The organism is Arthrobacter antioxidans, assembly GCF_023100725.1.
GTDB classification, from domain to species: domain Bacteria; phylum Actinomycetota; class Actinomycetes; order Actinomycetales; family Micrococcaceae; genus Arthrobacter_D; species Arthrobacter_D antioxidans.
The window spans coordinates 3,424,876-3,440,149 of the sequence record NZ_CP095501.1 but is presented as its reverse complement, the minus strand read 5'-3'; the positions used below and the strand labels follow the sequence as shown (position 1 = coordinate 3,440,149).

At 70.3% G+C, this 15,274-nt stretch carries 18 protein-coding genes; 9 read left to right on the top strand and 9 right to left on the bottom strand.

Annotation, left to right across the window (positions count from 1 at the left end):
* Positions 1 to 87: 87 nt before the first annotated feature.
* Together sigK and MWM45_RS15910 are read right to left on the bottom strand one after the other, a co-directional pair.
* Positions 88 to 720, bottom strand: a complete 633-nt coding sequence (gene sigK / locus MWM45_RS15915) for an ECF RNA polymerase sigma factor SigK (protein ID WP_247827278.1) — start codon at positions 718 to 720, stop codon at positions 88 to 90.
* Between the two features lie 223 nt (positions 721 to 943).
* Complete coding sequence (locus MWM45_RS15910) at positions 944 to 1,963, bottom strand: LacI family DNA-binding transcriptional regulator (RefSeq protein ID WP_247827277.1); 1,020 nt, start codon at positions 1,961 to 1,963, stop codon at positions 944 to 946.
* Between the two features lie 113 nt (positions 1,964 to 2,076).
* Between MWM45_RS15910 and MWM45_RS15905 the strand changes: the two genes are divergently transcribed.
* From MWM45_RS15905 to MWM45_RS15895, 3 genes are all read left to right on the top strand, one after another.
* Positions 2,077 to 2,811, top strand: a complete 735-nt coding sequence (locus MWM45_RS15905) for a sugar phosphate isomerase/epimerase family protein (protein ID WP_247827276.1) — start codon at positions 2,077 to 2,079, stop codon at positions 2,809 to 2,811.
* Positions 2,808 to 3,929: a Gfo/Idh/MocA family protein gene (locus tag MWM45_RS15900; RefSeq protein ID WP_247827275.1), complete on the top strand. Its 1,122-nt coding sequence runs from the start codon at positions 2,808 to 2,810 to the stop codon at positions 3,927 to 3,929. Before MWM45_RS15905 ends, MWM45_RS15900 begins: the two co-directional genes overlap by 4 nt.
* 217 nt (positions 3,930 to 4,146) lie before the next feature.
* Positions 4,147 to 4,779: a uracil-DNA glycosylase family protein gene (locus tag MWM45_RS15895; protein WP_247827274.1), complete on the top strand. Its 633-nt coding sequence runs from the start codon at positions 4,147 to 4,149 to the stop codon at positions 4,777 to 4,779.
* Positions 4,780 to 4,840: 61 nt separating this feature from the next.
* Here MWM45_RS15895 and MWM45_RS15890 read toward each other — a convergent pair whose 3' ends face one another.
* From MWM45_RS15890 to MWM45_RS15875, 4 genes are all read right to left on the bottom strand, one after another.
* Positions 4,841 to 5,197: a hypothetical protein gene (locus MWM45_RS15890; RefSeq protein ID WP_247827273.1), complete on the bottom strand. Its 357-nt coding sequence runs from the start codon at positions 5,195 to 5,197 to the stop codon at positions 4,841 to 4,843.
* 169 nt (positions 5,198 to 5,366) lie between these two features.
* Positions 5,367 to 5,579, bottom strand: coding sequence for a hypothetical protein (locus tag MWM45_RS15885; RefSeq protein ID WP_247827272.1), 213 nt, complete (start codon positions 5,577 to 5,579; stop codon positions 5,367 to 5,369).
* Positions 5,576 to 6,061, bottom strand: coding sequence for a MarR family winged helix-turn-helix transcriptional regulator (locus MWM45_RS15880; RefSeq protein WP_247827271.1), 486 nt, complete (start codon positions 6,059 to 6,061; stop codon positions 5,576 to 5,578). Before MWM45_RS15880 ends, MWM45_RS15885 begins: the two co-directional genes overlap by 4 nt.
* Positions 6,062 to 6,187: 126 nt before the next feature.
* Positions 6,188 to 6,607 (bottom strand): DUF1801 domain-containing protein, encoded by a 420-nt coding sequence (locus MWM45_RS15875; protein WP_247827270.1) that lies wholly within the window; start codon positions 6,605 to 6,607, stop codon positions 6,188 to 6,190.
* Between the two features lie 132 nt (positions 6,608 to 6,739).
* Here MWM45_RS15875 and MWM45_RS15870 point away from each other — a divergent pair, with 132 nt between their 5' ends.
* The 3 genes from MWM45_RS15870 to MWM45_RS15860 all read left to right on the top strand — a co-directional run bounded on the left by MWM45_RS15870 (position 6,740) and on the right by MWM45_RS15860 (position 9,786).
* Positions 6,740 to 7,807 (top strand): spore photoproduct lyase family protein, encoded by a 1,068-nt coding sequence (locus MWM45_RS15870; protein WP_247827269.1) that lies wholly within the window; start codon positions 6,740 to 6,742, stop codon positions 7,805 to 7,807.
* Positions 7,808 to 7,888: 81 nt separating this feature from the next.
* Entirely contained in the window at positions 7,889 to 9,052 is a 1,164-nt protein-coding gene (locus tag MWM45_RS15865) for a glycoside hydrolase family 26 protein (protein WP_247827268.1), read from the top strand.
* The gene (locus tag MWM45_RS15860; RefSeq protein WP_247827267.1) at positions 9,049 to 9,786 is read left to right on the top strand and encodes a YqjF family protein; all 738 of its coding nucleotides are present in this window, start codon (positions 9,049 to 9,051) and stop codon (positions 9,784 to 9,786) included. The genes MWM45_RS15865 and MWM45_RS15860 overlap by 4 nt, the downstream gene beginning before the upstream one ends.
* Before the next feature lie 10 nt (positions 9,787 to 9,796).
* Here the strand turns inward: MWM45_RS15860 and MWM45_RS15855 are convergent, their stop codons facing one another.
* Positions 9,797 to 10,495 (bottom strand): SDR family oxidoreductase, encoded by a 699-nt coding sequence (locus MWM45_RS15855; RefSeq protein ID WP_247827266.1) that lies wholly within the window; start codon positions 10,493 to 10,495, stop codon positions 9,797 to 9,799.
* Positions 10,496 to 10,618: 123 nt separating this feature from the next.
* Here MWM45_RS15855 and MWM45_RS15850 point away from each other — a divergent pair, with 123 nt between their 5' ends.
* From MWM45_RS15850 to MWM45_RS15840, 3 genes are read left to right on the top strand one after another with little or no spacing between them, the layout of a single operon-like run.
* Entirely contained in the window at positions 10,619 to 11,056 is a 438-nt protein-coding gene (locus MWM45_RS15850; RefSeq protein ID WP_247827265.1) for a nuclear transport factor 2 family protein, read from the top strand.
* Positions 11,053 to 12,468, top strand: a complete 1,416-nt coding sequence (locus tag MWM45_RS15845; RefSeq protein ID WP_247827264.1) for a purine-cytosine permease family protein — start codon at positions 11,053 to 11,055, stop codon at positions 12,466 to 12,468. Before MWM45_RS15850 ends, MWM45_RS15845 begins: the two co-directional genes overlap by 4 nt.
* Complete coding sequence (locus MWM45_RS15840) at positions 12,455 to 13,105, top strand: cyclase family protein (protein WP_247827263.1); 651 nt, start codon at positions 12,455 to 12,457, stop codon at positions 13,103 to 13,105. Before MWM45_RS15845 ends, MWM45_RS15840 begins: the two co-directional genes overlap by 14 nt.
* An 87-nt stretch (positions 13,106 to 13,192) precedes the next feature.
* Here the strand turns inward: MWM45_RS15840 and MWM45_RS15835 are convergent, their stop codons facing one another.
* Complete coding sequence (locus MWM45_RS15835) at positions 13,193 to 14,056, bottom strand: aldo/keto reductase (protein WP_247827262.1); 864 nt, start codon at positions 14,054 to 14,056, stop codon at positions 13,193 to 13,195.
* 77 nt (positions 14,057 to 14,133) lie between these two features.
* Positions 14,134 to 15,252 (bottom strand): alcohol dehydrogenase catalytic domain-containing protein, encoded by a 1,119-nt coding sequence (locus MWM45_RS15830; protein WP_418909776.1) that lies wholly within the window; start codon positions 15,250 to 15,252, stop codon positions 14,134 to 14,136.
* Positions 15,253 to 15,274: the final 22 nt, after the last annotated feature.

Below are 15,274 nucleotides of genomic sequence, written 5' to 3'. Positions count from 1 at the left end.
GTCGTCGATCACTTCGGATCTGGCGGGCGAAGACGTCGAACGCTTTCCTCCGAAGAACTATAGGACGTGGACCCGGGGGTTGTTCATTCAGTGCGCCTCCTGGAGGGAGGTCCTGAGGCGTTTGATGCCGTCCCGGATCCGGGTCTTGGCGGTCGGTATGGGGATGCCCAGGTGTTCGGCGACCTCGACATAGGTCAGGCCGGCGTAGTAGGCGAGATGGATCGCCTCACGCTGCGCGGCGGACAGGGTGTTCAGGCAGGCCCGGACCGCGGCGGTCTCGGACTGCTGGATCACCGCGTCCGCGACCTGGTCGTAGTCGACGTCCTGGTTCCTGATCCCCCACTTCAGGTCTCTGGTCCGGTGGGATTCCTCGGACCGGACCTTGTCGACCGCGCGGCGGTGCGTGACGGTCATGATCCAGGACATCCCGGTGCCGAGACCGGGATCGAACCGCGCCGCGCCGCCCTGCCAGAGGGCGAGGAAGACGTCCTGCGTCGCCTCGGCACTCATCTCGGCGTCGACGAGCACTTTCCGGGCGAGCCCGTACACGCGGGCGGAGGTCTGCCGGTACAGGTCCTCGAATGCCTGCGCGTCGCCCTGCCCGACCCGGCGGAGCAGCGCATCCACCTCGCTGCCCGGTCGGCCCGGAGCATCGACGGCAGGACCGGAGGGAGGCCGGGGGGCGAGGCGGCCGCGGGCCGGGATCTGGGCGTTCTGCATGTGCGTGAGACCTTCTGATGACCGTCGGCGTGATCCAGGCGGCGTTGTGGCACGGAGTGCACCAAGTCGCCTGATTGCTAAAGAACCTAGGAACAGCAAACCACAGGTGCATCCGCGTCGTCCGGCACGAGTGGTGGTGGTGCGGAGATCTTGCGTGTAGCCGAAGTCCTGCGGTTGCTGTGGTCCGTCGTGCCCGGGCGGTGTGCCGTGCAGGGCCGGTCGCTCAGCCCGTGGCGGTGCTCGGCCTGACCACGAGTTCGCCGTGCGGCATGGACCTCGTCTGGATGGTGCCGGTGTCGAGCAGGGCGAGCAGGAGCTCGGCGGCCACGCGGCCCTGCAGGCCCGGATTCCGGGACAGGGCCGTGACCCCGGGGGACGCGAGCCGGCAGTGCAGGGAGTCGTCCCAGCTGATGATCGCGACGTCGTCGGGGCAGCGCAGGCCGAGTTCGCGCAGGGCGAGCAGCCCGCCCATCGCCATGAGGTCGTTGCCGAACACCACAGCCGTCACCGGTGTCCGCGGTGCGCGGAGCAGGGTCACCATGGCGTCGTGACCGGCGCGGAGCGCGTAGTCCGCCTCGTGCTGGACGACCTCCATGTCGTGGCCGGCCGCGCGCTCCCGCACCCCGCGGATGCGCTCCTCCTCGTGGAGGAAGCGGTGCGGACCGGACACGTGCGCAATCCGGCGGTGCCCGGCGTCGTGGAGGTGGTCGACGACGGTCGCGGCGTCGACGGCGTGGTCCGTCGTGGTCCCGGAGAAGGTGGGGGACGTCCCGGTCTCGGGCCCCCCGTGCAGCACGAACGGCAGCCCCAGGCGGTCCAGCAGGGCGGGTCGCGGGTCCTCGAGCAGGAGGTCGAACACGAGGACGCCGTCGACCTTCCGCTCCCCGGCCCAGCGCTCGTAGGCGGCACGCTCCTGGGCGGGGTCGTTGCCGACCATGCGCAGCATCAGGGCCAGGTCGCCCTCGGCGAGGGCCGTCTCGATGCCGGTGAGCAACCCCATGTGGTAGGGCTCCGTGCCGATGAGCAGGGGATCGGCGGACAGCACCATGCCCACGGCTCCCGCACGCGACCGGGACAGCGCGCGGGCCGAGGAGCTGGGGTACCAGTCGAGTTCCTCGGCGAGGTCCAGGACACGACGTCGGGTCAGTTCGCTGACCCCCGGCAGGCCGTTGAGCGCGTAGGAGACGGACGCCTTCGAGATGCCCAGCCTCTTCGCCAGCCCGGCGATGGTTTCCTTGGCCATGGCCTACACACTAACCCCATGTATTGCTTGACCGACCCTGGGATATCACCTAGGTTCGGTCTGACTGCTGAACCGGTTCAGTAGTCCCGACTTTCTCAGCGAGGAGAACCCCCGTGACGTATTCGCTCCAGCTCTACACCCTGCGGACGGCCCTGGGGGAGGATCTGCCGGGCACCATCAAGCGTGTCGCCCACCTCGGCTACACCGCCGTCGAGCCCTACAACTTCGTCGCCACGGCGGACGAACTCGCGGCCGCCCTCGCGGAGAGCGGCCTCACGGCCCCGTCCGGCCACGCGCCCCTCCTCAGCGCGGACCAGGACGAGATCTTCGAGGCTGCACGGAAGCTCGGCATCGGCACCGTGATCGATCCCCACGTCGAGCGCTCGCACTGGACCTCGGACGAGGACATCAGGGCCACCGCGGAAGCACTCAACGCGGCAGCGAAGAAGGGTGCCGGATACGGCATCACCGTCGGCTACCACAACCACGAGTTCGAGCTCGAGGAGCGCGTCGACGGCACCTCGGCCCTCGAGGTCCTCGCCGGCTACCTCGACCCCGAGGTCGTCCTCGAGGTGGACACCTACTGGGCGGCCGTCGGCGGCGAGGACCCCGCCGAACTGCTCCGCCGCCTCGGCGATCGCGTGCGCTTCGTCCACATCAAGGACGGCCCGCTCACCAAGCACAACAGGGAGCAGGTCGCCGTCGGCTCCGGCAGCATGCGCGTCTGGGACGTGCTCGACGCCGCCCCCGGGCTCGAGGCCGTCGTCGTCGAACTCGATGACTTCGACGGCGACATCTTCGCCGCCGTCGCCGACAGCCTGGCCTACCTGACGGGGGGGAAGAAGTGAGTGCGGCAGGGAAGCGCACCGGGCCCGTCGGCGTCGCCGTCATCGGCGCGGGGGTCATCAGCAAGGAGTACCTGACGAACCTGACGGGCTTCCCGGACGTGACGGTGCACATCGTCGCCGACATGTTCGAGGAGGTCGCCGCCGCCCGGGCCGCGGAGTTCGGGGTGCCGTCCTCGGGCGGTGTCCAGGACGCGCTGGACCACCCCGACGTCGAGATCGTCGTGAATCTGACCATCCCCGCCGCTCATGTCGAGGTGGCGACCGCCGCGGTGAACGCGGGCAAGCACGTGTGGAGCGAGAAGCCCTTCTCGCTGGACCGTGAGAGCGGGATCGGCCTGCTCAAGGCCGCGGATGCAGCCGGGCTCCGCCTTGGCTGCGCTCCCGACACCTTCCTCGGCGCCGGCCTGCAGACGGCGCTGCGCCTCGTGGCGCGCGGCGACATCGGCGTCCCCCAGACCGCGCTGACCCTGATGCAGTCCCCGGGCCCCGAGTCCTGGCACCCGAACCCCGCCTTCCTCTTCCAGGCGGGAGCCGGGCCACTGTTCGACATGGGTCCCTACTACCTGACCGCCCTCGTCCAGACCTTCGGGGCCATCACGAAGGTAGGAAGCTTCGGGTCCACCTCCCGTGCGACCCGGACCATCGGATCCGGGCCGAAGGCCGGCGAGGTCTTCGACGTCACCGTCCCCTCCCATGTCAGCGCGATAGCCCAGTTCGCGAGCGGCGGGTCCTCGCAGAGCATCTTCAGCTTCGACTCGCCGCTCCAGCGCGCGGGGTTCATCGAGGTCACGGGCACGGAGGCGACCCTCGCGTTCCCCGATCCGAACAACTTCACCGGCGACCTCCTGCTCACGCGCCGCGGGGCCGACGAACCGGAGGTGATCCCGGCCGTCGGTGCGACGTCCACCCGCGGCAGCGGCGTGCTCGAGATGGCCCGGGCCCTGCGGGAGGAGCGTCCTCACCGGGCACAGGGCCAGATGGCCTACCACGTCCTCGACGCGATGGTCTCGATCTCGGAGAGCATCGCCACGGGTGAGTTCGTCTCGCTGTCGAGCTCCGCGACCGCTGCCGAGCCGCTGCCCGAGGACTGGGACCCGTACGCCACGACCCTGTCCTGAACCCTCCCGCGGCCCCTGGCCTGCACGTCCTGCGAACGGACAGGGCGTGCCGGAGGTCCGCTGCAGGGGGCCCGACGGCGGGTACTTCACCGGCGTCGGGTACCCGGTGGGGGCCGGTGGCCGCGACGCCGGTCGGGTACTGGCGTAGGCTGGGAGGTGCGGACACGTTCGCGCCACCTCTGGCGCCGTCCGCGAGGAGGCGGAATTGGTACAGCGTATGTCAGACCCCACGTACAGGGCACAGCAGTGGGAACAGCGATACGATCCGCAGATCGAGGACGTGAACCGGCTGTGTGACACCCTGGCCGAGTCGAAGCCGGGTTCGGCGGTGCCCTACATCGACCCCATCCACGACGTCGATGGCTGCAAGATCGTCAGCCTCTTCTCCAACCCCGGAGCGTCCCTGCCCTCCGGGTTCGTCTCGTTCGAGAACGATGACGCGAGTTCCATCCGGATGGCGGGAATCTACGAGGCCGTCGGCCTGCGGCCCGACGCCTTCATGCCGTGGAACGCCCACCCGTGGTACCTGCCCGAGGGCAAGGAGCGGGCGCTGACCATGGACCAGATCGCCGACGGGGTGAAGCCCCTGCTCACCTTCCTGCAGCAGGTGCCGCGGGCGTCGGCGCTCGTGGCGCACGGCGCCGACGCGCACAAGGCAGCGCGCCGGCTCATGAAGCTCGAGAACCGGGCCATCGCCAAGCGCGGCTTCAAGATCTACGAGGTCCGGTCCCCCGGGGAGCGGGCGTTCAAGGGCACGCCCGTCAACCAGGAGCTCTGGCTGAAGGAGATCCAGGCGGCCTACACCGATGCGATGGGCCGCGCCGGCATCCGCGCCCGCCAGTCCATCTAGGGTTCTTCCGACTCCCCGTTCCATGGCAGGGACGGGGAGGCCTGCGTTGCCCGGGTCCCCCTCAGGCGCGGTCCGTGCATGCGTGGAGCGGAGTCTCGGCCGGGTGCTCCGTCGAACGCTCCAGGACCAGCCCGCGCAGTGTCGCCGCGATGTCCTCGATGGACTGCTGGACCCACACGAAGGCGTCGTCGTCCGTCAGTCGCGTCTCGGTGTCCGGGGCACTCGCGCGGTGCGCGAGGGCGAGGCGCGCGACGGTCCCCTCGAGATGTTCCAGCAGCGCGTCCGTCTCGGCCGTGAGCCGATGGAAGAGGGTGTCCCCGCCCCGGACGTCCCGGGCACCGGACGCCACGAGGAGCGCGCTCCGGTATGGTGTGGCTTCATCCGTGGGCGTGCTGGCAGGAGGGCACTGTGTGCTCATACGTTCGAGGCCTCGGTCTGTGTGATGACGGCACCCTGATATCGCTCAGGGGCGAGATAGGCATTGATAGGGACAGTCTGACATTGCCCGACCGTATTCCTCAGGACCCCATGCCGTACGAGTCCCGCATGTTACCGATGAGTACGAAACGTGCGTCCGTCGCTGTCCGTCATGGCTCCCGCCTCGAGGTGAGGTAGGTCGACCCGTCCGGGTTGCGCACCACCGTCCACTGCTGCAACTCCTCCTGCCGCGCCTTCTGCGCATCGTCGTCGAGATAGACGATCGGGCCTGCGGTGCTGCCGCGCTGGGCAGGTCCGAAGAACATCCGGAGTTTCCCGGTGGCCTGCATGAAGCGGGTCGACAGCGGTTCCTTCTTGCTCATCGCGGGTTCTCTCCTGGTGCGGTGCGGGCGGAGCCCGGGAGTTCCGTCCCCGTGGCCCGGATGATGGCGTGCATGGCGTCGTTCAGGGTCTCCACCTGCTCACGCGTCAACCCGAGCCGTTCCATCATGGTGGCGGGTACCTGACGCGCCGCCGAGCGGAGATCGCGGCCCGCCGGCGTGAGGTCGACGGCGAGGGCCCGCTCGTTGCCGGGGACGCGCGTGCGGGAGAGCAGTCCCTGCGCCTCGAGCCGCTTGAGCATGGGCGAGAGGGTCGCGGATTCCATCGCCAGGGCCCGACCGACGTTCCGGACCGTGCGGGGACTCTCCTCCCACAGAGCGAGCATCACGAGATACTGCGGGTGGGTGAGGTCGAGCTGCTCGAGCACGGGCCGGTAGGCGCCGACCACGCTCCTCGAAGCCACCGACAGGGCGAAACACAGTTGCCGCTCGAGCAGGAGATCCTCGTCGAGGGTCGTTGCCATCGGTCCTCCGACTTCCCTGCAGAGATGAAGCGTGCACGAATGGTTAGTGTACTACTGATCCGGCACGTGCTCGACCCGGGGTGGTCCTGCAGCCCGGTGCCCGGGGTGCTGGCGGGCCGTGCCCGGCTAGGTGACGTCCTCCGTCGCCATGAAGTCGTGTCCGCGCCGGACCAGGTCCTCGAGGACGGCGAGGTCGACGGCCGCGAGTGAGGTGATGTACAGGCACCCGGCGCCCCGCCGGTGCTTGCCGAGGCGTGGCAGCAGATCCTCCACCCCGGGTGCCGCGAGCAGACCGTAGAGTGCCTGCGCCGTCGTCCGCGGCGAGAACCCGACGGACAGGGCATCGCCCTCATGCCCCGACGCATACCGGTAGTGGTACCGGCCGAAACCGATCATCGAGGGACCCCACATGACGGCGCGCTCGCCCGTGACCCGCCCCATGAGGTCGAGCAGGACCAGCGCATCGGCGCGCCGTGTCGGATGCGCGATCGCTTCGATGAAGGAGCGCGGGTCCTGATCCGTGGGCTGTGTCAGCAATTCGGCCACGATCCGGCCACCCTTTCCCCGGGGGTGCGCCGTCGGCACCCGTGCAGCCACAGTAGACCGGGTGCCGGCGCGCCGGAAGTGTCGGTGGCGGCGGGTACCGTCGGTGCACCACCGGACACCGCGAGGGGTTGCATGCTCCAGGCCAACAGGCTGCTCCAGATCAGCCGCATCTATGTCGAGCCGGCCGCGGCTGTCCTGCCCCGCGGCCGGGAGATCCTCGCACGGTGGCCGGATGCCGACGTCGTCGAGGTGGCGAGCCATTGGCGCATCCCGGAACTGAGCGGGGACGAGGCCAACGTCCGCCGATGGGTCCGCATCAAGACCGAGGCGCTGATCATCGGCGTCAAGAAGTCGCTCACGGCGAAACCCAACGGGAGGTCGGCGGATTTCATCGCGCCCTCGACGGCGAACGGCTGCGCCATGGCCTGCGCCTATTGCTACGTCCCGCGCCACAAGGGCTACAGCAACCCGATCACCGTGTTCGCCAACATCGATCAGATCAGCGGCTACCTCGAACGGCACGTGACGCGGCAGGGCATGAAGCTGGAACCCAACCAGTGCGACGAGCACGCCTGGGTGTACGACATCGGGGAGAACAGCGACTGCTCGGTGGACGCGCTCGTCAGCGACAACGTGCGGGACCTCGTGGACCTGTACCGGGACCTGCCGACCGCCAAACTCTCCTTCGCCACCAAGTACGTGAACCGGGACCTGCTCGCGTGGGACCCCCAGGAACGCACCCGGATCCGCTTCTCCCTGATGCCCGAGAGGCTCGCGCGCACCGTGGACGTGCGCACCACGCCGGTCGCGGAGCGGATCGCCGCGATCAACGACTTCGTGGAGGCGGGCTACGAGGTCCATGTCAATTTCTCCCCGGTGATCATCACTCCCGGATGGCAGGACGACTGGCGCGAACTCTTCGGCCAGCTCGATGCCGCCCTGTCGCCTGCGGCCAGGAGGCAGCTCGCGGCGGAGGTCATCTTCCTCACGCACAACCAGCAGCTGCACGAGGTCAACCTCGGGTGGCATCCGCAGGCCGAGGAGATCCTGTGGCGGCCGGACCTCCAGGAGACCAAGCAGTCCCAGAACGGGTTCACGAACGTGCGCTACGTCGCCTACGACAAGCGGGGCTACCTCGACGAGTTCCTCCGCCTCGCCGCCGCGCAGCTGCCCTACTGCCGGATCCGCTATGCCTTCTAGCGCTCGCCGCACCGGGGCCGTCCGCCGCACCGAGGCGGGCCTCCGCGCCGGGCACGGCCCCTCCGACGGTAGATTGTCCCCGTGGTCTCAAACCTTGCGCGCCTCGTCATGGTGCTGGTGCTCCTGTGCCTGTGCGCCTGCAACATCAACCCCGCCGCCGTCCCGTGCGATCCCATCGACGGCCGGAACCTTGCACCGGCCGACGGCACGCTCATGGGCGTGAACCTGGAGTGGGGGAGGGAGACCCTCGCCGAGTACTCGGACAAGCTCGGCGACCGCCCGGCCGTCGCCGTGACCTTTGCCGACTTCCCCTTCGCTCCCGAGGATCCGGACCTCATCAGCGCGGCCGCCGAGCAGGTGCGACAGACGGGAGCCACCCTCCTGCTGACGCTGGAGCCGGTGCACGGGCTGGCGGCGGTCACCGACGAACGCGCGGAGGAACTCGCGGCCCTGCTCGCGGGCTTCAACACCAACGGGGTTCCGGTCGTGGTGAGGTTCGCCCATGAGATGAACGGTTCCTGGTATGCCTGGGGGCAGCAGCCCGATGAGTACATCGCGGCCTTCCGCCGCGTGGCCGACGCCGTCCACCGGGACGCCCCGGGGTCCGCGATGATGTGGGCACCGAACTACGGCGGCGGCTACCCCTTCGCCGGGGGCGCCCAGGAGTCCCGGCCCGGAGCCGCCGGCTTCGCGGCGCTCGACACCACCGGGGACGGCGCGCTGACCGCGCTCGACGACCCCTACGCGCCCTACTACCCCGGCGACGACGCCGTCGACTGGGTGGGCATGTCCCTCTACCACTGGGGGAGCGCCTACCCCTGGGGCGAGAGTGAGATGCCGGAGGAGGGCAAGTTCGCCGCCCAGCTCACCGGCACCTACGACGGCGACAACGGTGACGAATCGATGCTCCCGGACTTCTACGCCGACTACGGCGTGGGCCACGGCAAGCCCGTCGCCATCCCGGAGACCGCGGCGCTCGTCGATGATGACATCGGCAGCCTGCGGACCCTGAACATCAAGCGTGCCTGGTGGCAGCAGGTGTTCGACCCGAGCATCCGGGAGCGCTTCCCGCAGCTCGCGATGGTCAACTGGTTCGAGTGGAACAAGGTGGAACCCGAGGTGGGCTCGGCCGTGGACTGGACCGTCGTCGAGGATCCGGCGGTCCGCGCCGAGTTCACGGCCGCACTGCCCGACTGGTACCGGTTCGCCGGGAAACCCGGGGACTGTGGGGAGCCGCTGTCATGACCACCGACCATCACCGGTACCTCGCCCCGGAGCTGCCACGCCCGGTGATCATGGACCAGTACTGGGCGGACGCCGTCTTCCTGCACTGGCGGATCGACGCCGCGGCCGTGGCCGGCTTCATGCCGCCGGGCGTCGTGCCGGACGTGGTGGACGGCTCGTCCTGGGTGGGCCTGATCGGCTTCCGGATGGTCGGCGCCGGGCTGGGCCGCGGCCTGCCCGTCCCGTACTTCGGGTCCTTCACCGAGATCAACGTCCGGCTCTATTCGCGAGGCCCCGACGGCACCCGCGGCGTCGTGTTCGTGACGCTGGACGCCTCCCGCCTGGCCGTCGTCCTCGCCGCCCGCGCCGGCGGCATCCCGTACGTGTGGTCGAAGTGCGCGCCGGTCACGCGCGGGGAGGATGCAGACCGGGAGTACGGGTACGACGTCGTCCGGTACCGGCGGCAGGCCTGCTCCCGCTTCGCCGTGCGGCCGGACCAGGGGGCGACGGCGGAGGACGCACTGTCCCTGGAGCTCACCGCGCGCTTCGGGCTGCACAGCGTCCTCGCCGGACGCACCCTCTACATCCCCAACACCCACACGCCGTGGCCGCTCCACCCGGCCGTCCTGACGGAGTCCGACGACGGGCTGCTCGCCGCGGCGGGGCTGCAGGTGGACGGTCCGCCGGAGTCCGTGCTGTTCTCGCCGGGCGTGCAGACGCAGTTCGGGAAGCCCCGCGTGGTCCACGCGGGCTGAGCGACCGGCCTTACGCGAGCGCGATGCCGGAGGGCCGGATGCTCAGCGTCTCGATCGTCGACTCGCGGGTGGCGTCCACAGCGAGGCGCACGGCCCGGGCCACCTGGTCCGGCTGGATCCACGCCTCGGGCCGGTAGTCCTTGCCCTCCCAGGCATGCAGTTCCTCCTGCATGTCCGTGGCCACCCGGCCGGGGTGGATGGAGCTGACGCGGACGCCGTGCCGGCGCTCCTCCTCGCGCAGGGCATCCGTGAGGGCGCGCAGCGCGAACTTGGTGCCGCTGTAGGCGGCGGAGCCCGCCCCGGAGCTGTAGCCGGAGCCGCTGTTGATGGCGATCACCTGGCCGCCGGCGGCGCGCAGGGCCGGCAGCAGCGCCCTCGTGAGGGAGGCTACCGCGAACACGTTGACCTCGAAGCTCTCACGCCAGGCGTCGTCGGACAGGTCCGCCACCGAGCCCATCCGCAGGACGCCCGCGGAGTGGACGAGGACATCGAGTCGCGGGATGCCGGCGACCGCCGCAGCCACCTGGCCGGAATCACGCAGTTCGGCGGAGAACGGTTCCGCCGAGGGGAACGACGACGACAGCTCCGCGAGGGCGGCGAGGTCGCGCCCGCCGAGCAGCAGGTGGTGCGTGGTGCCGAGCTCGTCGGCGATGGCACGGCCGATGCCGCGGGAGGCGCCCGTGATGAGGGCGACGGGGGAGGAGGACATGCCTTCACCCTAGCAACGCGCTGTTCGGCCCCTGGGCGTGCTTTGACAATGAAGTCCACGTCACACAAGATCACCTGACAACAAAAGTTCACTGGGGGACAACTTCGAGAGATGAGAGGGCACATGCCTGACCTGAACCCACCCCATGAGGTCCTCACGGAGGTCGAGGTCCTCGCGGCGGCCGACGTGCTCGTGGCCGCCTTCCGCGCGACCGACACCGAGGCCTATTTCCGGTGCTTCGCCCCGGACGCCACCTTCGTGTTCCACACGGAGCCCCGCCGGCTCGAGGACAGGGCCGCCTACGAGGAACTGTGGGCGGGATGGATCGCCGACGGCTGGCGCGTGACGGACTGCATCAGCAGCGCCCCGCGCGTGCAGGTGTTCGGGACGACGGCCGTCTTCACCCACCACGTCCGCACCACCACCTCGGTCGGAGGCGCGAGCGAGACCACCAGCGAGCGGGAGACGATCGTGTTCCGCCGTGCCGGGTCCTCGATCGAGGCCGTCCACGAACACCTGGGCCCCGCCCCCGAAGACACCACGGAAGAGAGCGCCGCATGACGCAGGCCACCCGGACCTCGGCGTATCGGCGCCTGTCCGACCACCTCGACAAGAACTCCGACGGCTACGGTCCCCTCCGCGGCACGCTCGGGACCGCGCGCATGGGCATGATCTGGCTCGCCGCCAACCTGGTCGTCACCACCCTGCTCACCGGGACGCTCTTCGTCCCGGGCATCAGCTGGGGGCTCGCGGTCGGCATGATCGTCCTCGGGACCCTGATCGGCGGCTCGGTGCTGGTGCTGGTCGGGAACATGGGCACACGGACCGGCCTGGCCACGATGTCGCTCACCAAGGGCTCCTTCGGGCTCCGCGGATCCTTCCTCCCGGTCGCCGCGAACGTGATCATCCTGATGGGCTGGAGCTGGGTCCAGGCGATGCTCGCGGGGGTCACGGTCAACTTCCTCGTCGAGCAGGCCACCGGGTTCTCCAGCCCGGTCCTGTTCTCCGTCCTCTGCCAGCTGCTCGTGGTCTGCCTCGCGATCTTCGGGCACACGGGCATCGCCCGCGTGGAGCCGTGGCTCGCCCTCGTGATCCTCGCCTTCATGGCCTACATCTTCACCACGGCATTCCTCGCCTACGGTCCCGCGGACTTCGCGGCGATCCCGCAGGACGCCGCCGCCGGGTGGACGCCCATAGCGACCCTCGACGTCGTCATCGCGACCGCCATCTCCTGGACGGTGCTCTCCGCCGAGTTCAACCGCCTCGCCCGGACGCAGTCGGCCGGCATGATCGGTTCCGGCATGGGCTACGTCCTGTCCACGGTCCTCGCCATGACCCTCGGGGCCACGGCCATCGGCTACGTGGTCCTCGACGGCGGCGAGGCCGTTCCCTTCGACCCCACCGTGATCGTCGCGGCGTTCGGCGCACCGCTGGCCGTCGTGATCTTCCTGTCCGTCATGGCCACGAACACCATGGTGGTCTACGGGATGGTCGCCTCCGTGGTGAACATGGCGCCGTCGCGCCGCGTCACCTTCCTGCCGACGGCGATCGTCCTCGGCGTGATCTCGATCCTCGGCTCCACCTGGCTGGCGCTCCTCGACCAGTTCACCGCCTTCCTGACGGTGATCGGCGCACTGTTCATCCCGGTCTTCGCCGTCATGCTCGTCGACTACTACGTGGTGAAGTCCCGGCACTACGGACGCGACATCCTGCGCGCCCGCGGCGGGGAGTACTGGTACCACGGGGGAGTGAACATCGCCGCCGTGCTGGTGTGGCTGGTCGGGGCGGGCGCCTCCCTGGTGCTGACCTACCGTGTCCCGAGCCCGATCGGTGCCACGATCCCCACGTTCGTCCTCTCGGCCGTGCTGTACCTGGCCTGGGCCGTGGCCACCGGGCGGATCGACCGCACACGGCGCCCCCACGTCCATCTCCTCGACCTGCCGGACGAAGGCCCCGCGCGTGCTGATCGTTGACCTGTCGCAGCCGGTCCACACCGGGATGCAGGTCTATCCCGGCGACCCGGAGGTCACGCTGACCACGGTGGCCACCGTCGTCGAGGACGGCTACCAGGTGGCGTCCCTGCACGCCGGCTCCCACACCGGGACCCACCTCGACGCGCCCCTCCACTCCATCCCCGGGGGGCGGGCGGTGGACGCCATCGACCTGTCCCGGCTCGTGGGACCCGCGAGGATCGTGCGGTGCACGGGCCGCGCGCCCCGGGAGACCATCGAGTGGTCCTCCGTGGCGGAGCAGCTCGAGGACCTCGACGGCGTCGCCATGGTGCTGTTCCGGACCGACTGGTCCGAGCACTTCGGCTCGGAGCGTTACCTCGAGCATCCTGTGCTCGCGGCCGAGGTGGCCCGGCGGCTGCTCGCCGCCGGGATCACGGTGGTCGGCGTCGACACCCTCAACCCGGACGCCACCCTCGACAACGGGGAGGGCCTGCCGTTCCACACCGTCTTCCTCGGGGCGGACGGGGTGATCGTCGAGAATCTGGCGAACCTGGCGCAGGTCACGTGGGACCGCCCGCTGGTATCGGTGCTCCCGCTGGCCCTGGCCGGGACGGACGGCGCGCCCATCCGCGCCGTCGCGATGCAGCCGGACGCCTGACGCGCGAAGGCCCGCGCCCCGGGAGGGGCGCGGGCGTTCGTACGTCACCGACAGGGACGGCCGACCGGAGGCCCCTGGGCAGTGCAGCTAGTCGGTCCGGGAGAGCATCGCGATCTCGTCGGAGGACAGCTCGAGCTCCGCGGCACGGGCCGAATCCTGGATGCTCTCGGGGCGGGACGCGCCCGGGATGGGAACGACCGTCGGTGCGAGGGCGAGCTCCCAGGCCAGGCACACCTGCTGGGGGCTGACGCCGTGCGCGTCGGCGATCTCCTGGAAGGGCGTGAACTGCTCACCGAGTCCGCCGGCCTTCTTGATGCCGCCGAGCGGGCTCCACGGCAGGAAGGCGATGCCGTTCTCGCCGCAGTACACGAGCTCGTCCTCGCTGGAACGGAACGCCGGGGAGAACTGGTTCTGCACCGAGGCCAGGGCGCCGCCGAGGATCTCGTTCGCCTTCCGGATCTGGTGCACGGTGGCGTTCGAGATGCCCGCCAGGCGGATGACACCCTCGTCCAGCAGGTCCTTGAGGGCACCGACCGAGTCCTCGTAGGGGACCTCGGGGTCCGGCCGGTGGAACTGGTAGAGGCCGATGGCGTCCCCGCCGAGCCGCTTGAGCGAGGCCTTCGCGGCCTCCTTCAGGTACTCCGGGCGGCCGTTCAGCGTCCACGAGCCGTCCCCCGGCCGGAGGTGCCCGCCCTTGGTCGCGACGAGGACGCCGGAGCTGTCCGCGCCGTAATGCGCCAGGGCCTTCGCGATCAGCAGCTCGTTGTGCCCCACCTCGTCCGCGTCGCGATGGTAGGCGTCCGCGGTGTCGATCAGGGTGACGCCGGCGTCGAGCGCCGCATGGATGGTGCGGATGGAACGGTCCTCGTCGGGACGTCCCTCGATGGACATGGGCATGCCGCCCAGGCCGAGGGCGCTGACCGGGGTACCGCCGAGCGAGCGTTGCTGCATTGTCGTTCTCCTTTGGATAGACGTGCCGACCACATGGTAAGCACGCTTCGGAGTGCGCGGCGACCCAGGCCCAGGCCCTAGCCGAGCGTGAAGATCCGCCGTACCACCCGTCCCTCGGCGAGCGCGTCGAGGCTCTCGTTGAGGTCCTCCAGCGGCCGGGTGTCCGTGTGGAGGAGCTCGACCGGCAGGCGCCCCTCCCGCCACAGCCGCAGGTAGGCGGGGATGTCCCGCTCCGGGACGGCGTCCCCCATGTAGGAGCCGAGCAGGCGGCGCCCCAGCCCGGCGAACTGCAGGGCCTGCGTGGAGATCTCCTGGTCGGGGTGGGGCAGGCCCACGGACACGAGGGCGCCGCCCCGGGCGAGCAGCTGCAGGCCCGCCTCCATGACGCGGGCGCTGCCCACCGCCTCGATCACGACGTCGGCCCCGCCGTCCGTGGCGCCCCGCACGAGGTCGGCGGCCTCCTCGGGGGCGTCTGCGTGCTGTGCTCCGCAGCGCAGGCCCAGCTCCTGCTTGGAGGCGAGCGGGTCGATCGCGATGACGGTGGTACCGGGGATCTGGGCGGCGGCCATCACGGCCATGAGGCCCACCGCGCCGAGGCCGAAGACGACCACCGACTGCCCCTCCCGGACGGCGGCGGTGTTCAGGACGGCGCCGATCCCGGTCAGGGCCGCGCAGCCGAACATCGCGGCGACGTCGAAGGGGACGTCGTCGTCGATCACGACCACCGACTCGCGGGCCACGACCGCGTACTGCGAGAACGCCGAGACGCCGAGGTGGTGGTTGATGCGCTCGCCGTCGGCGTCGCGCAGCAGGGCGGGCCCGTGCAGCAGGTCGCCGCCGGCGTTGGACTCCGCGCCCCGGTAGCAGAGGGCCGGCCGGCCGGCCGAGCAGGCACGGCATTCCCCGCAGGCGGGCACGAAGACGAGCACCACGTGGTCGCCGTCCCGCACGTCGACGACGCCCTCACCGACGCCCTCCACGACGCCGGTCGCCTCGTGCCCGAGAGCCATCGGCAGGGGGCGGAGGCGGGACCCGTTGACGACGGACAGGTCCGAGTGGCACAGGCTCGCCCGGGCGATGCGCACGAGCACCTCGCCTTGGCGCGGTGCAGGGATCGGGACCGATTCCACGGACAACGGGGTGCTCGTCGCGTAGGGAACGGGCAGGTCGGCGGCGCGGAGCACCGCAGTGCGCATCATCGGGCTCATGGCATTCCTC

What these genes read in the sequence shown, in the direction of transcription:
- sigK (WP_247827278.1), bottom strand. Translation starts at nt 720, where the DNA reads ATGCAGAACGCCCAGATCCCGGCCCGCGGCCGCCTCGCCCCCCGGCCT.
- MWM45_RS15910 (WP_247827277.1), bottom strand. Translation starts at nt 1,963, where the DNA reads ATGGCCAAGGAAACCATCGCCGGGCTGGCGAAGAGGCTGGGCATCTCG.
- MWM45_RS15895 (WP_247827274.1), top strand. Translation starts at nt 4,147, where the DNA reads ATGTCAGACCCCACGTACAGGGCACAGCAGTGGGAACAGCGATACGAT.
- MWM45_RS15890 (WP_247827273.1), bottom strand. Translation starts at nt 5,197, where the DNA reads ATGAGCACACAGTGCCCTCCTGCCAGCACGCCCACGGATGAAGCCACA.
- MWM45_RS15885 (WP_247827272.1), bottom strand. Translation starts at nt 5,579, where the DNA reads ATGAGCAAGAAGGAACCGCTGTCGACCCGCTTCATGCAGGCCACCGGG.
- MWM45_RS15880 (WP_247827271.1), bottom strand. Translation starts at nt 6,061, where the DNA reads ATGGCAACGACCCTCGACGAGGATCTCCTGCTCGAGCGGCAACTGTGT.
- MWM45_RS15870 (WP_247827269.1), top strand. Translation starts at nt 6,740, where the DNA reads ATGCTCCAGGCCAACAGGCTGCTCCAGATCAGCCGCATCTATGTCGAG.
- MWM45_RS15860 (WP_247827267.1), top strand. Translation starts at nt 9,049, where the DNA reads ATGACCACCGACCATCACCGGTACCTCGCCCCGGAGCTGCCACGCCCG.
- MWM45_RS15855 (WP_247827266.1), bottom strand. Translation starts at nt 10,495, where the DNA reads ATGTCCTCCTCCCCCGTCGCCCTCATCACGGGCGCCTCCCGCGGCATC.
- MWM45_RS15850 (WP_247827265.1), top strand. Translation starts at nt 10,619, where the DNA reads ATGCCTGACCTGAACCCACCCCATGAGGTCCTCACGGAGGTCGAGGTC.
- MWM45_RS15845 (WP_247827264.1), top strand. Translation starts at nt 11,053, where the DNA reads ATGACGCAGGCCACCCGGACCTCGGCGTATCGGCGCCTGTCCGACCAC.
- MWM45_RS15835 (WP_247827262.1), bottom strand. Translation starts at nt 14,056, where the DNA reads ATGCAGCAACGCTCGCTCGGCGGTACCCCGGTCAGCGCCCTCGGCCTG.
- MWM45_RS15830 (WP_418909776.1), bottom strand. Translation starts at nt 15,252, where the DNA reads ATGCGCACTGCGGTGCTCCGCGCCGCCGACCTGCCCGTTCCCTACGCG.